Here is a 14646-nt window from a genome sequence, read left to right as displayed (position 1 = left end):
TCGGCAGCGAGAGCCGGGTGTCGGTCGGCGATAGCCTGAAGGCTGAGGGGCGGATCGAGCTCCATGGCGCGATTGTTTGGGCTCGTGTAGCGGGCACGCAGAAAGCGATTGCTCGACCAGAATTGCTCTGGCGAGGCGGACGATGAAAGCTTCACTGAGAGACAAGCAGCGACTTCGGTCCGGCTCTTGCTCTCGCGGGTGATACGGTCAGTCGGGTTGGTGGAGTGCAGTTTGGTCCGATGCTGCGACGAGAAGGTCATGCAGGCGAGCAACTCAGTTCTCGCCCTCGTGGCGGAAGCTGGGCAAGCTTTGGCAGCTTGGGGCGGAGTTGATCGGCGACTTTGCTCCATTGCGGAGTTGCGGCCTTGTCATCGTCTTGGCAACATGAAGGCGGAGACCGCGCGCAAGCCGATCATGCCGGCATGCGCCAGCGCGTTGGGGGCCGACAGGACCAGCTTAGCACCGCGCAGCCGGCGGGCTAGGTCGCGCAGAAACACGGTCCAGAACGTCTCGGCCTCGGACGGGCCGATGTCCCTGCCCAGAACCTCCCGCCGGCGGTCACTTGACGCCAACGGAGCCTGTCACTGCGGCCGACAGGATACCGCCGTTCTGGCGCACCTTAACGTAGGTGCGTCGATCAGTAGATACGGCCAGTCGCCCCGATCGGAAGGGCGAGGAATGCCCTTCACCTTGCATCTCGCCGCACAGTCGGCGGGCCTGACTCATGGAGATGCCGGCCATGCCCATGGCATGCACCCGATCGTCGACCGAGCGGGTCGAAATGCCCTGCACATAGGCCTCCTGCACCACCACGGTGAGCGCCTTCTCGCCATGCGGCGCGCTCCAGGAAGCCCGGGAAGTAGGAGCCCTTACGCAGCTTGGGGATGCGCAGCTCGACCGCGCCGGGTCTCCCAGATCCGGTCGGTAACCTTCGCGCCAGGCCAGGCCGTTCAAGATTCTTCTCGCCATAGACCCCTGGTTTGCCATAGAGCCTCAGGTTCGCCATAGGCCGCCCTGGTCTGCCCTCCCACTTCCAGCTCCATCAGACGCTGGGGGGCGGTAAAGCCGATCAGCTCGCGCACCAGATCGCGTCGGGGCTCTTCTCTAGCGGCGTGCGCAGGTTCTGTCGTCGATCGACGTTCCTCCATTGCGTTGGCGTGTTGCAACCGATCCTATCGGAGAACTGCCGGTGCCACCGCAGAAGCCGCCCGCCCGCTACGGCGCAACTGGGGGCGCGCGTCCGGGCGGCTTTGCTATCCGCGCTACACCACCACTGGGGACACGACCAACGAGGTCGGCAGCGAGTTCGGGATTGTTGGCTTCTAGTATACTGCGATCGCATCTCTGGCGCCCGGCATTCGGAATACCCGGAGCTACCTGGCCAATCGGCGCGGCACTGACGCGGTATACGCCGATACGTCCAAGCGGCATCGTGAGGGCGGACGAGAGCCGATTTTGCCTGCATCTATGAGGATCGAGGCCGTTCTCTGCAAGATGAGGGCTTTTCGGCGCAACGAAGGGGATCAAGGCGGGGCTATGTGGAAAACGCTGCAAGCCGCAAAGGGCTTTTCGCTTCCGTTGACGGATTACCGCGCTCGCGCGGCAAAGTTCATCAGGGCGGGTGGCTCGAACCTGATGACACAAAGTGTTTGATGGAGCGAGTAATATCAGGACACCCAATGGTCTCACAAGCAGCTATTCTGATCCGCTATCAGATCGCGAAGGAGCTACTTCTTTTTAGGGGCTGATCGGATTGGCTTTCGACCCTTTGGCAACGCCTTTGGTGTCGTTGCGCCAGGGACAGGTTGAAGGAAGAATTCGGAGAGTTGAACACCAAGAGCCTTGGCGAGCCGGTCAAGCAGATCGATGGTCGGGTTCTCAGCCTGCCGCTCAATGCCGCTCATGTATGAACGATCGATACCAGCATCGTACGCCAATTGCTCTTGAGGGACACCGCGATTGACGCGGATCCGACGAACATTCCAAGCCACGAGCGCACGAGCGTCCATGCGCGGAAGCAGCCATTTCGCAGGCTATTAAACCACTGGCTATAACCAACATATTTAGGTAGCTTGGCCGTAGATTTGGTGCGGCTCTTGTCAAGAAAAACACTTAGATGAAGACACTACCACTAGACCCGGACGTCGCGGATGTGGCCCCGACTGCTGCTCAGCTGACGGACTACGACGAACTGCATATCGTGACTTACATTCGGCTTCTGCAGGCCGACAGCGAAAGCGCAAACTGGAAAGATGTGGCCCGAATCGTTCTTCACATCGATCCTGCTCGGGAGCCGGATCGCGCACGCCATGCGTTTCAAAGCCATCTCGCACGGGCTAGGTGGATGACTGAGCAGGGGCGTCTTCTGCGTAAATGATTGGCAAGGATATAAAAAATCGTCGCACGAGCTATCGAACGAAGATTTTCTTTCTCCATGCGCGCAATGCCTGCAAATGAAGTCATGTTCGATTTCGGATTGCGTTCGCCGGGATCGTACCAAAGTCCGCAAAATGCAAAAGCCAGGGACATTGCATGGGAATGCATGCGTCAAAATCCGGATTAGGACGCAACTACAACGCTGTGATTGCTAACGGTCGCGATGGTCCAGTGACGCCCGAATTCAGGAGCAGGTGGGTATCTGCTTTCGACCATGACTCTTGGCGGTCTTACAGAAAAGAGACCACCTTTTGGGCGGCTAAGGTTCTGTCGACGTCGATCCGATCGCATCAACCGAGTTGCCTTGCGATCGGGCTGCGTCAGCAAGATGCACCTTCCCGTCGGCCAGTACGATCATCATCGTGCTGTTTCCCGCTGCATGATCTGGCGGCGGACTGCATCTCGATCGCTGCCGATGAGCCCGGACCGCGTGGCCCATCGTACAATTCGACAACTGACATTCCGTCGGGTTGCAGCAACAAGATCGTTCAGAACCAGCGTTGCGGATGGCGTTCCGGTGACCCTCACGGCCGCTAGCTTCGCCGGTAGGAGCTTGCTCAGCCGTGTTGTACCAGCCTTCGGAACAATATGCCGGTGATAGCGGCTATGTTACGAAGTATTCAGGACCGGACGGGAGATTGGCGAGATCGAGCTGCATGTCCGATGGCACTCTCGGACACTCTAGTTCGTAGAAGTTCGCGACTCAATATTGCACTTTTTGCGAATCATCTCGGTTGCGGTCTTCCAGACGGTTGTGGCGCCCGGCAGTCGATTCCTTCGTTCAGCATCGCGAGCTGCGCCGATGTGAGTGTGCTCGAGCGGTCCTAGCCCGGCATGACCGGCCCACGAAGCCGCCCTCATGGTGCTACATCTTCGCGATCGATCTGCGCTCGCAACGCATCGGGATCGCTGCCGGCTGGAGCGAAGTGGGGCCTTCCTCGGCGAGGTCGACCGCTATCATGCCTCCGGCTGACGCACGAGGTCGTGCAGCGCTCGCGCGACATGTCATCGGCCAGCACGACACGGACGAGTCTCGGAGCGTTTCTTTGGCGCGATGCCGAACTGCCCGCCAGCGGAACAGCAGCCCGGTGACGATCCCGTGCTTGCGCGCAACGGCAGAGACCTTGGCGCCGGCTGCTCGGTTTCCTTCGCGATCGCGAGCTTCTCCTCATCGCTGAAGAAGCGCCGAACGGGCGCTCGAGGCGCCGTCGGATCGCCGATTTCCGCGGCTGTCAAGCGACGTTCGGGGGCCGAGTTCCTGGCACTAGTGCTAACGGCCGAGCGAGCGGAGGGGTGAAGATGCGCGCGCCAGTCGATTGCGAACTCGCCGGCGTCCAGTCGGTCACGCCATTTGCGCAACGAATGCGGCGACAGCTGCATTGCGGCGGCGTAGGCGCGCAGGCCCATTCCGCTCCAATTCATCGCCTCCACATGCATTGCCCAGAACGCCTGAAAGGCCTGATTGCGGACGTCCGCAGTAACCATGAACCTGCGCTGCTTCTGCTTTCGCAGCGCCTTTTCGCGTTTGTCCCGGCAGCGCTCGCGGCGCAATTCCGTCTGATATTTGTCGAGCTTAAGCGCAGTCTCGTCGCCGGCGAGCCGCTTCAGCCAGCGCCGAAACGTGCTCTCGGTGAGGCGTTGCTGAAGGCAATATTTACGGATTCCGAGATCGCTTCGGCGCCATGCCTCGATGTGCAGCGACCACCATTCACGTCGCGCTTTGTTCTGGAAGTGTTTCGGTCCCACCAGAGAATCTCCACAGCAGCAGAGAACCCGAAATAGAACGACATCGCACGAGGAGGAAGATGTGCAGAAACCGGACGCTTACGAACGCCCGATTAGGAAGGCTCTTCAAATCGGGCTTCGAGAAAGCGGTGCACGGCGATAGCTGCCGTGTGGCCGAATCCGGAGCCCGGTGCGACGACTTAGGTCGTCGTTGCCACACAGGAGAACTCCGATGAAACTCTACGTTGGATTGGACGTCGGTCTTGAAGAAACCATCCTTTGCATCGTCGACGGTGAGGGTCTCACGGTTCGCGAAGTGAAGGTCAGCACCGAGCCGGAGGCGATCCGCTCGGCTGTGGAGAGCTACGCGGATCGCCTCGATAGAGTGGGAGTCGAAGCGTGATCGCTTGGCATCTGGCTGTATCGCGAATTGCAGCCAGCCGGGCTTTCGATCATTGTCGTGGAAGCACGCCATATACGCGTGTCGCTGTCGACAATGCGGAACAAGACCGACCGGAATGATGCGCGTGGCATCGCGCAGATGATGCGGTTGGGTTGGTACCGCGCCGTCCATGTCAAGAACATCGACATGCAGAAAATGCGCACGCTGCTGACCAGCCGGAAGTTGCTCAAGCGCAAACTGATCGACCTCGAAAACCACATTCGTGGCACGCTGAGGGCGTACGGTCTGATGGTTGGGGCGGTCGGCCGCGGAGGATACGAAGCGCGGATCCGCGAGCTCATCGAGCACAGCGATCCGGTATTTTCCATGATGATTGAGGCCATGTTGGACGTACGGCGAGCGATCTTCGAGGGCTACGAACGATTGCGTAAGGTGCTCCTGCAGGTCGTCCAGCATGATGCGATCTGTCGTCGATTGATGACCGTACCTGGCGTCGGTCCCGTTGCCGCCCTTTCGTTCAAGGTCGGTGTTGATGACCCTCTTCGGTTTGCACGATCCCGGACAGTCGGCGCGCATTTTGGCCTGACGCCAAGACGCCACCAGTCTGGAACGTCCATCGACTACGAAGGCCGAATTACCAAACAGGGCGACGTCGCGGTTCGCGAGGCGCTCTGCGAGGCGGCGGCAAGCCTGCTGCTGCGGGTCAGGAAATGGTCGGCCTTGCGGGCGTGGGGCCTGCGGATCGCCAAACGGTCGAGCATGCTGTGCGCGATCGTCGCGGTCGCACGCAAGCTTGCGAGCATCCTGCACAGGATGTGGGTCAATCAGACCGACTTCCACGTTGGGTTCGGCGCCAGGGTCACACAAAGATTGCGTTTGAAGCCTGCGCAGTAATTGCTGCGGGAACGCAAAAGTGTAGCGCTGGTGTTGCGGCCGGCATGTTGAGAAGGAGCAATAACTAGAGATCCGCGCGCGCGGTGAGCGTCCCCTGGCGGGGCCGCGAAACGGGGAATGTCCGCTATCTCTTGCCTGCTGCCATCTTCGTGATGAGAGCGCCAGACTGCTTGGACAGCCCTGTTTACGAACCTGATGAAGAGCATGCGACGGCCGATGTGCTGAACGCGAAGCAACGCATGGATCCCGCCTGGAGAATGCAAACCGCGGTCGCGGCTTTGGTGCGGTGTGCGCGTTGTTGTTGCAAGGAGTGTGTGATGACTGAAATGCAGAGAGTCGAAGAAAAGCGTAGGAATGAGTTGACTTTGAACGCCCGATTAGGAAAGCCGCCCGTAATCGGTCTGCGCCGGGACCTGCGGCAGGCGATCAAGTGGCTTGCGGGATGAATGACGGGCACAATGCGCATCTTCAGCAACGCGGGAGGCGTGTGATGGAATTCTTCTGTGGCCTGGATGTCGGCATGGACGAGACAGCAATCTGTGTGGTGGACGCCACGGGCAAGGTGGTGCTGGAGACGGCGGTGGTGACCGATCCGGAGGCGATCAAGACGGCGCTCGCGCCGTATCTTGGCCGCTTGCGGCGGCTCGGCCACGAGGCGGGGTCGCTGTCGCCCTGGCTGCATCCGGAGCTGCTCAGGCTGGGCCTTCCGGCGGTCTGCCTCGAGACTTTGCATGTGCGCGCGGCGCTGAAGGCGCAGCGCAACAAGACCGACCGCGCCGATGCGCTCGGCATTGCCCACATCATGCGCACCGGCTGGTTCCGGCGCGCCCATATCAAGAGCGAGGCCTGCTACCGTCTGCGGCTGTTGTTGACGCACCGGCGCAATTTGAAGCGCAAGTTTTTGGACCTGGAGAACGCGATCCGGCACTCGTTAAAGGTGTTTGGCATCCGGCTGAACCGGGTCGGGCGCGGCGGTTTTGCGCAAGCCGTGCGCGATGCGGTCGCACACGATGCGCTGGTCAGCGAGCTGATCGACGCCATGCTGAATGCGCGGGCGGCGCTGTGGAAGGAGTACTGCCGGCTGCACGATCTGGTGGTGCGCCTGGTCGCCGGGCATGAGCTGTGCCGGCGCTTCATGCAGATTCCCGGTGTCGGACCGATCGCGGCGCTGAGTTTTATGACCGCGGTCGATGACCCCTCGCGGTTCAGACGCTCGCGCGACGTGGCGGCGTATTTTGGCCTGACCTCGCGGCGCTGGCAGTCCGGCTCGTCGATCGACGTCAGGGGCCGGATCAGCAAGGCGGGCGACGGTGATGTGCGGCGGGCGCTGTATGAGGCGGCCAGCGCGTTGCTGACCCGCTACAAGAAAAAAGACAAGGTCAAGGCGTGGGGACTGGCGCTGGCCAAGCGCTCCTCGCACCGCAAGGCGACGGTGGCGGTGGCGCGCAAGCTCGCCGTGATCATGCACGCGATGTGGACCAGCGGCACGTTCTACTGTGGCGATCCGGACGCCTCGAGGGCGGAGATGCGCGCCGAAACAACGGCCAAGCAGCGCAGATTGCTGGGGGCTTACGCATGAGGCGCGTGATCCTTCAACCTGGCAACGACGCGGTGATCGCCGCGACCTGAACATGGAGCTCCGCCGCCGGCGGATGAGGACTGGTGCAGCACAACGACGACGGAACGCACGTTATCTTGCCTGCGACGATGCATCTTCGGATGCCGACCGATCGCGCCGGATTGCCTGTGATGTGGCTCCGTCATGCCGATGGAAAGATGCGCCGCGACGGCGTCCGCGCTGCCTTGCTGCAGCGAGTTTGTGTCGTCGATGAGCGCGGAAGACTGCACGGCGCATCAGGACTCGTGAGCATCGCGGCGCATCGTGTCATGGCGTGGATCAGAGAGGCTTGTCGCAAGCGAGAAAGGAAGCGAGAATGGCTGAGAAGAGAGCGACGACACGACCGATTAAGACGGCTAGATAAAAGGGGCTCGCCGGTCGAACAACAAGCCATTGGCACGGCTTCAGTTTCGGCGTGCCGTTCAGTTGGGGCGCGTGCCGCGCCTTCCTGTTTGAACAATGCATTCAAAGGCATCTTCGGCACTGTGGGCACTTTTTGCGCCTAGATGGGCGGGCGTGACCATTGGCGACCGCGACTTCCTGAGCGTATCTGCAGCACTCGGGTGCCAAGGTCCAAGACCTGCCATCAGCCACATGCTAGTGTCGCCAAGAAGACCCGACATGTCTCGATTCCGGCTGCCTGTAGCATGCGATAGCGGCTAGACGTTCGGCCATCGCAGGCCAACCCCAGCCACAGCCGGTTGCTCAGCCCGGCACGGCGTCTCCTCGTGAAGGTGCTTGCTGGTGGTTGAAAAGGGCAATCCTTCCGCTCAGGGCGATCACCGCTCAGCTCCACTGATGGCCATCTGTTGTACCTGAAGCGCGATGGCGGAACCCGAGGTGGTTGGCGCGCCGAGCTCTTCTGTTTGGTAGAGACCGCGCAGGCGCGGCTTTTGATGAGCGGTGTCAGGACGCCAGCCCTTTATTCTGTGCATCATCTCACCCGATTCCGGCGAATTGACCGACCTCAGAGCATTCACGCGCGACCTGGCAAAGCTGATTAAGATCGAGCTCGGTCGTGTCCCCAGTGGTGGTGTAGCTCGGTTAGCAAAGCGGCCCGGACGCGCGCCCCCAAGAGCGCCGTAGCGGGCGGGCGGCTTTGCGGTTGCCACCGGCAGTTCTCCGGTAGGATCGGGTTGCGACACGCCAATGCAATCGAGGAACACGACCGACGACACAACCTGCGCGCGCTGGTAACGAACACCCCGACGCCGATCTTCTGCGCGAGCTGATCGGGTTTGCCGCCCAGCTTCTGAGGGAGCTGGCGGGAGGCGAGACTGGCCCAGCGCAACGGTTACCGCGACCGGATCCGGGCGACCCGGCGCGGTCGAGCTGCACATCCCAAGCTACGCAAGGGCTCCTGCTTTCCGGACTTCCCGGAGCCGCGACGGATGGCCGAGAAGGCGCTCATCGCCGTGATGCAGGAGTGTGCAGGGCATTCGACTCGCTTCGGTCGACCATCTGGTGCAGGCATCGGCATGACCGGCATCTCCAAGAGCCAGGTCCGCCGAGCTGCGGCGAGATCGACGACAAGGTGCAGGCCTTCCTCGCCCGTCCGATCGAGGCGACTGGCGGTATCTCTGGATCGACGCCACCTACCTGAGATACGCCAGAATGGCCGCAGAAGTCGCGGTGATTGTCGCGGTCGGCGTCAACAGCGACGGCCGGGGAGGTTCTCGGCATGGACATCGGGCCGTCCGAGGCCGAGACTTTCTGGACGGCGGCGCGACACGAACGTGCGGCATCAGCACCTTGAATGAAACGCCGGTCCAGATGCTCAGCGCCTAACGGGCGGCCGCGGCACTCCCGGCGCTCTAATCCGCAATTGGATCGGCTGCCGGGAGCATTAGGGGCTGGAAATCGAGCCGTGCCATTTTCACGTTCAGACGACAATACGTAGAAGATCGGGGTACGGTAGTTTTCCGGAGTCCATTTTCAGAACGGGGTGTTCTACCGTAGGAACACCGGCGAGATTTAAGCACCAATTTGTTGATTTTCCCGGGATGGCCGCAGTGGGGCTGGAACCACGCTGCGGCCTTTCGCCTGAGCGAACCCAATTCGTTTTTGAACCGTACCTGGCGAAGCAATCTTTGGCGGGAGGGTCTGTGAGCATCCAAGTCATCCTAGCGAGTATATTGGAGCGCGAGCTGGCGGCGCGAGGTGTGCAATCATTGGGGCATTCCGATTGCATGGAGATCGTTGAAAACCTCCTCGGACGGTTGAAGGAGCTGGACCGGGAATTGGCGGCGCGAACCATCGAGCAACGCTGAAGGCTCCCTCTATCGAAGGAGAGACGGCCCCGGCTTGGAGGGTCATTGGGAGGATAGGGCCGGGGCCGCTCCGCTAGCTTGGGCGAGCCAGCGAAGCAGCAAGCCGGGCAAGGACGCCAGGTTCCTACTGCAGTCGCCAGCAGATCCTGGCCGGAACCGGCCGCAGCGTGTAGAGAAAGAGGTAGTTGATCTTCTCGATATGGATTCTGCCGTCCTGTACCGCCTCGATACCCGAAGCCAGCAGAGCGAGTTGGCGGGCGGCGACTTTCGGATGGGCAAACGGACGTTCGGCGATGAGTTTCATTGCTGGAATCAAGCCTCGACCCCATCCCTGGCCTGACTTGGCCGCGCTGTCATGCTAGTCGCAGACAATATGCACAGATCCTGTGGAAGCGTGTCCAGCCGCAATTCAACCGCGCGATCGCAGCAACGGTCGAGGTGTTGGAAATCGAGGTTACCGTTCGCGCCGCCTCTGCTCACAGGGCGGCAAAGTGAGTGTTACCGGCGGCAGGAACGCTGGAGGGATCTCGGGTTTGGTGGCTTGTCTAGCCCGAGAGGATTCCCCATGTCCAATCGAGAACGGAATTACCGGGACAACCCCATGGCCTGGGTGGTCGTCGCAATTGTCGTGATCGCCGCTATCGCGGCAGTTTTCTACAGCGCTGGTAACGACACCACCGCGTCCAACCAGACCAGCGCCCCAGCAACCAAAGCCAGCTCGGCCAACCCATCCACAACGACGGGGTCGGGCACCGCTTCTCCCGCAAGCGCGGCATCCACGGCACCTGCAAACCCCGGGACAGGGTCGAATAGCCAGCGCAGACGCGGGTTCGGAGTTGACGTGATCAGGTCGAGCGGCCGCCCAACCGGCCTCATGTTCGCAGCGGCCAGATATTGACGAGGGCTGAGCGTCGGACCCGACGGCGGCCCCAAATGCGCCAACGGGCTCTTGCCCTCACTGCCTAACCAGTTTGGCCCGCATACCGGCCGTCATCGTGTAAGCAAGGCGCCGCCAAATCAGGTTCATCTGGATTGGCAGGTTGGCATCCCCGTGCTCGCTGCTGTCACCATCCTGCCCGTATGTTTCACCGTGATTTCGCCGGTCGGGCGATCGACTTCCCGAGCCGGCGCGGACTCGACCACTCGATAACCTGCTGCATCCTCTTGCTGCGATCACAAACTCGGATCGTGAAAGCACCTTGTGATCACCCGGCGGCTCGGCGCCGGGCGCCCCGCCCTTTGCAATGCCGACGGGAAACTCAGGTTCCCCTCGCCGGCAAGGTCGTCGAGGCCGTTTGAGCCGCTTCGGACCATTGGCATCTCGCCGTCGGCCTGGAGCACCCGGATAACTCGCCCGGTTTCGGATGTATCAAAGCGAACACGTTCGTGGAGATTTGCGAACACCAGTTCTTCAGGTTGCCGATCAACACCGGCTTTGCCGAGTGGACCAAGGCTCAATTTATGTTCGTTTGTCGCAGACGATCCTGAGTGGCGTTTGATCGGAGAAACGCGAGGAGAGACGAAAAACCGAGATCAGAGAATTCGAGCTTGAAATTTTTGGACTTGAGGGGACGTGTCGGTGCGGCGTCCGGCGCAACCGGACAAAAATCGGCTTGTTGTTTTAACAATCCGAACCCTGTCTGATCCGCTCGCTTTTGCGAGGAGAGCGCCGATTCCGCGACAGCATGAAGGTGCAGCTTTACATTCGCGTTGATGCCGGCATCATCGCTTTGGTCTTGTTAATCGATCCATGAGAGTCGATGACAGTTCGAACGCAAACGAAAGTTACATCTGATGCGCTTCTTCGTCTTGCTGATGCGGTGAAGATCGCTTTTCCTTTGGGGCGGGACGACGGTCGCAGGGTTGCGGCGCGAGCGCGATTTGCAATCGACTCGTAATTGAAAAGATTGCCGGCAAGGAATTCACAACGCTGGCTTATGTCGAACGGATGCGAAATTTATGCCGCGAAGGCGCAAGGGGGCGAGAGTTCAGCTCAACGCCGCTCGTCAAGAGGAGTGCGGACAGCTTGCTCACAAGGCAGCCTCGATCTTCAGGGGCAAAGGCCGGGATATTACCGCAGGCTGCCCTGCCGATGAGATTGCGGCCACGGAAGAAATGTTGAGGAATTATAATATCTCGAACCACACCCCAAAGCGTCGGGTTCGTCACGCAGACGACATCGCAATTGCGGATCTCCTCTCGATTTACCTTGAGGCGCAGCTAGAGAAGCTTCGGGAGCGCTTTAACGTGGATGCCAAGCGCGAAGATTCCATTCCCGACGTTCGCAAGTTCAAGAAGCGAATTGGACGGCTAAACGATTGGTGGGGAGCAAAGATGTTGGGTGAACTTAACGGAGAGGCATGTCGTTCCTATGCCAAACAGCGTTGTAAAAGGGGAGGCGCGCGCCGAGACCTTGAAGATCTCCGCGCCGCGATTGGCTACCATGCGGCCGAAGGATATCATCGGGAAATCGTTAGAGTCTCGCTGCCTGAGAAGGGCCAGCCGCGAGATAAGTGGCTGACGCGTAGCGATACGGCGAGATTGATCTGGACTTGCTGGCGCTATCGCGAGATGCAGAAAAGGTCACACCGATCCGCGGACGACGTAAAGGTCCCGACAAGCAGACGTCCGCTGCGCCACCTTGCTCGGTTCATCTTGCTTGGCGTCTATAGCGGGACTCGTGCGGGAGCGATTGCGGCCGCATCCCCCAATCCGGGGATCGGTCGCTCCTATGTCGACCTGGAGCGTGGGCGATACTACCGGCTGAAGCGGGGAAGTTCTAAAACGAACAAGCGGCAGCCCACGGTACCAATACCCATGCGCCTGCTGGCTCACCTGAGACGCTGGCATCGGATTGATCCGGAGGCGCAGCATTTTATCGAATACAACGGGAAGGCAGTCAAGTCGGTCAAAACAGCGTTCAAGAGTGCGGTGAGGCTGGCGGGGCTCGGTCAGGGTATCTCACCTCAAACACTGCGACATACAGCAGCGACTTGGCTCATGCAAAGGGGCGCGGACCCTTGGCAAGCAGCAGGTTATCTCGGAATGTCGCTCGATGTGCTGCTCAACACCTATGGTCATCACCATCCTGATTATTTGTCTGATGCAGTCGACAAGATCGCGAAGCGAGATCCCGTGAGAGAACGAAGACCGCAGACTTCTGGTGCTGTCATTCAAATCAAACCACGCGGCCTCGTGAGCTACTGATACACTGGAAGGGCTCGTTTCCAACCTCTGGCCAAATCGTTCTGCGTTACTCCTATGTCGCGCGGTTCCAACGAACGCAGAGGCGGATCGCAGCCGAAGCAGGCGCCTGAACCTCAAACGGGAATGGACACGAAGGGGAAAACCGCTGCTACGTTTTGCGGATCAAAAGGCCATTGCAAAACTGGGAACCATTTCAGGCGCCACCATCACGCCAAATGCCTCGGCAGGAGCAACCTATAGCGCCACCTTCCTCGACCGGAGAAGCGGAATTCGGCTGCTTCTCGCAGAAGCTTCGTCCCAGGGTGTCGTCGTTGTAGCTCACGGTGAAGCGTCCGCGCCGAAATTGGGGCGAGCAAGGCTTCAACTTCAGTATGTAGCTTTGGCCCGAAATCAGGTAGCCGTGTCAGTGCTGGTGATATCCAGCTTACACCCTGTGCAACTCTTAAGGAATACCGCGCTCGTCCCCCCGGGGCCAGGAGCCGCGGGACAACCCCACGGGTGCGGGCGGCGCTCTGGACGCCTGAGATGATCCGTGACGATGTTGTCAAGGGCTGAGAATAGCTTGATATCCGACGCACAATCGTTCGAATTGTTACCGGTCAATTTCCCGTTGGGTTTATCCTCGTAAGTGGGTGCAATTATCAATCGCTGCCATCTACGATCAATGGGATCACAACCTTGGGGTTACGCGTGGGAGCGTCTTTCAGCCTGTGACGAATTGCATGAGCGGAATCATCCGACTGCTGTCGCGGAACCGTCACGTGCTGCGGCTCTGGTAGCTGCTTGGTGGGCGTTGACTTCGGCTTCAGGATTGTCGCTGACCGAGCGCTTGCGTTGAGCTAAGGTACTTTCATGGTTCTGGCACTTACATTGATTGCTCTGGCATGTAATCCGGGAGATCGGTTGCTGGATCTTTCTGCCAAACTGCCACGAGCCGTCAAGACCGTCGATGTTCTGATTTCTGTGGAGCCATTTTACGCCCGGTTGTATCTCTACCAGCCTGGTTTTCCCGACAGCTCGCAAAGTTGCTGCCGCAACCAGCCCAGCTCGGTGCTCAAACTTCCGGTCATTGACGGACGCTTCTGCATTAAGCAGAGCCAGTCGCAGATGAAATGGAAGTTGCAGATCATCGGTCGGCCCGACGAGGAAATCTAGGCGGCTAGTGTGCCCGTTCAAGGAGGCAGTATGCAACAGCTACGTAAACTGCGCACTAGCTGGAAGTTTGCTGCAAGATATTTGGCCCCGGTCCCTAAGAAGCAGGCCACGCGAGCCAGCGTAGAAGCCTGTCCAAGTGTAAGCGCTGTTTCGGTCCCGCCTTCCATTGAACGCGTCGAGCGAGGAATGATCGATCTCTGATTGATCAGATTGTGTCTAAGTTTGACTATATGCTTGAGCGTTGGACCTCGGTTCGTCGCTCTAACTAGCCACGGCTCAGAACCTCCGCAGATGACCAAGCTGATCACGATGTCCGCCCGAAGGCTTGGAGAGACCCGCTGGGCCCTTCGGTTTTTCGAGCCGACGCGAAGTACCGCTTCGACGCGCTCTTGCGCCGCGCCATTTCGCGAGCGACCTCCCAGATCCTGTTGGACGGTTTTTCTCGATCGTGCCTCCTGAAATCCCCGGCCGCATCCGGGCTGCTCCATCGGGAAAAATGCCATCAACCCAAGCGGCCGCGCTCTTGAAGGAGACGATCAGGAAAACACGGAAGCGCAAGGCCGCGTTCTCATTGAAGCGGTCGTGGAGCCTCAACCTGAAACAACCTACTGTGCTGATATTCGCGCAACGTAGCAAGACGAGTGCGATCTGGCAAAAAGGAGTTGTGGGCGCTTCAATCGAGCGGATCGTTTCCCTTCGGCTGCTGCAAGAACTTCATCGTGTGTCCGCGCGCTTCACGGTCGCGCGGGGCGGGGCGTTCGGACGGGTCGCGGCCGAGCTTGGACTGCAGCTCGACGAGGTCGGTGAAGACGTCGGCCTGGCGGCGCAGCTCGTCGGCGATCATCGGCGGCTGGCTCGCGTTCGTGGAAATCACGGTGACCCGCACGCCGCGGCGCTGAACGGCCTCGACCAGGGAGCGGAAGTCGCCGTCACCGGAG

General features: G+C 60.1%; 13 protein-coding genes and 2 pseudogenes. 8 read left to right on the top strand and 7 right to left on the bottom strand.

Features of this window, described 5'->3' with window-relative positions:
* Positions 1-368 precede the first annotated feature (368 nt).
* The 3 genes from AC0L3J_RS23645 to AC0L3J_RS23635 all read right to left on the bottom strand — a co-directional run bounded on the left by AC0L3J_RS23645 (position 369) and on the right by AC0L3J_RS23635 (position 2009).
* Positions 369-572 carry a transposase gene (locus AC0L3J_RS23645; protein WP_473348445.1) on the bottom strand — a complete coding sequence of 68 codons (204 nt, stop codon included), beginning with the start codon at positions 570-572 and terminating at the stop codon, positions 369-371.
* The gene (locus tag AC0L3J_RS23640; protein ID WP_473348444.1) at positions 559-954 is read right to left on the bottom strand and encodes a transposase; all 396 of its coding nucleotides are present in this window, start codon (positions 952-954) and stop codon (positions 559-561) included. Before AC0L3J_RS23640 ends, AC0L3J_RS23645 begins: the two co-directional genes overlap by 14 nt.
* A gap of 773 nt (positions 955-1727) precedes the next feature.
* Entirely contained in the window at positions 1728-2009 is a 282-nt protein-coding gene (locus tag AC0L3J_RS23635; RefSeq protein ID WP_473348443.1) for a helix-turn-helix domain-containing protein, read from the bottom strand.
* A gap of 107 nt (positions 2010-2116) precedes the next feature.
* Between AC0L3J_RS23635 and AC0L3J_RS23630 the strand changes: the two genes are divergently transcribed.
* Both AC0L3J_RS23630 and AC0L3J_RS23625 read left to right on the top strand, forming a co-directional pair.
* Positions 2117-2377 carry a DUF2285 domain-containing protein gene (locus tag AC0L3J_RS23630; protein WP_473348442.1) on the top strand — a complete coding sequence of 87 codons (261 nt, stop codon included), beginning with the start codon at positions 2117-2119 and terminating at the stop codon, positions 2375-2377.
* 57 nt (positions 2378-2434) lie between these two features.
* Entirely contained in the window at positions 2435-2563 is a 129-nt protein-coding gene (locus AC0L3J_RS23625; protein WP_473348441.1) for a transcriptional regulator domain-containing protein, read from the top strand.
* 738 nt (positions 2564-3301) lie between these two features.
* Here the strand turns inward: AC0L3J_RS23625 and AC0L3J_RS23620 are convergent.
* Both AC0L3J_RS23620 and tnpA read right to left on the bottom strand, forming a co-directional pair.
* A complete protein-coding gene (locus AC0L3J_RS23620) occupies positions 3302-3520 on the bottom strand; it encodes a hypothetical protein (protein WP_473348575.1) in 219 nt (72 codons plus the stop codon).
* The gene (gene tnpA / locus AC0L3J_RS23615) at positions 3442-4182 is read right to left on the bottom strand and encodes an IS66 family insertion sequence element accessory protein TnpA (protein WP_473348440.1); all 741 of its coding nucleotides are present in this window, start codon (positions 4180-4182) and stop codon (positions 3442-3444) included. The genes AC0L3J_RS23620 and tnpA overlap by 79 nt, the downstream gene beginning before the upstream one ends.
* A gap of 211 nt (positions 4183-4393) precedes the next feature.
* Here tnpA and AC0L3J_RS23610 point away from each other — a divergent pair.
* From AC0L3J_RS23610 to AC0L3J_RS23595, 4 genes and pseudogenes are all read left to right on the top strand, one after another.
* A pseudogene (locus tag AC0L3J_RS23610) lies at positions 4394-5458 on the top strand (IS110 family RNA-guided transposase).
* Positions 5459-5948: 490 nt separating this feature from the next.
* Complete coding sequence (locus AC0L3J_RS23605) at positions 5949-7037, top strand: IS110 family RNA-guided transposase (RefSeq protein WP_473348574.1); 1089 nt, start codon at positions 5949-5951, stop codon at positions 7035-7037.
* Positions 7038-8295: 1258 nt separating this feature from the next.
* A pseudogene (locus tag AC0L3J_RS23600) lies at positions 8296-8796 on the top strand (transposase); the annotation flags it as partial.
* A gap of 385 nt (positions 8797-9181) precedes the next feature.
* Positions 9182-9346 carry a hypothetical protein gene (locus AC0L3J_RS23595; protein ID WP_473348439.1) on the top strand — a complete coding sequence of 55 codons (165 nt, stop codon included), beginning with the start codon at positions 9182-9184 and terminating at the stop codon, positions 9344-9346.
* 124 nt (positions 9347-9470) lie between these two features.
* On the opposite strand, the gene AC0L3J_RS23590 is transcribed toward AC0L3J_RS23595, so the two are convergent.
* Positions 9471-9650: a hypothetical protein gene (locus AC0L3J_RS23590; protein ID WP_473348438.1), complete on the bottom strand. Its 180-nt coding sequence runs from the start codon at positions 9648-9650 to the stop codon at positions 9471-9473.
* A gap of 1655 nt (positions 9651-11305) precedes the next feature.
* On the opposite strand from AC0L3J_RS23590, the gene AC0L3J_RS23585 reads away from it, so the two are divergent.
* Together AC0L3J_RS23585 and AC0L3J_RS23580 are read left to right on the top strand one after the other, a co-directional pair.
* Complete coding sequence (locus tag AC0L3J_RS23585) at positions 11306-12553, top strand: tyrosine-type recombinase/integrase (RefSeq protein WP_473348437.1); 1248 nt, start codon at positions 11306-11308, stop codon at positions 12551-12553.
* Positions 12554-13405: 852 nt separating this feature from the next.
* On the top strand, positions 13406-13708 hold the full coding sequence (locus AC0L3J_RS23580; RefSeq protein ID WP_473348436.1) for a hypothetical protein: 303 nt from the start codon (positions 13406-13408) through the stop codon (positions 13706-13708).
* 673 nt (positions 13709-14381) lie between these two features.
* On the opposite strand, the gene AC0L3J_RS23575 is transcribed toward AC0L3J_RS23580, so the two are convergent.
* Positions 14382-14646: NYN domain-containing protein (locus AC0L3J_RS23575; RefSeq protein ID WP_473348435.1), on the bottom strand; the 265-nt coding region annotated here is incomplete at its 5' end.

The sequence above is a fragment of the Bradyrhizobium sp. Kon37 genome (assembly GCF_055807535.1).
Note: the sequence above shows the minus strand (reverse complement) of the source record. Positions and strands in the feature narration are given on the sequence as shown.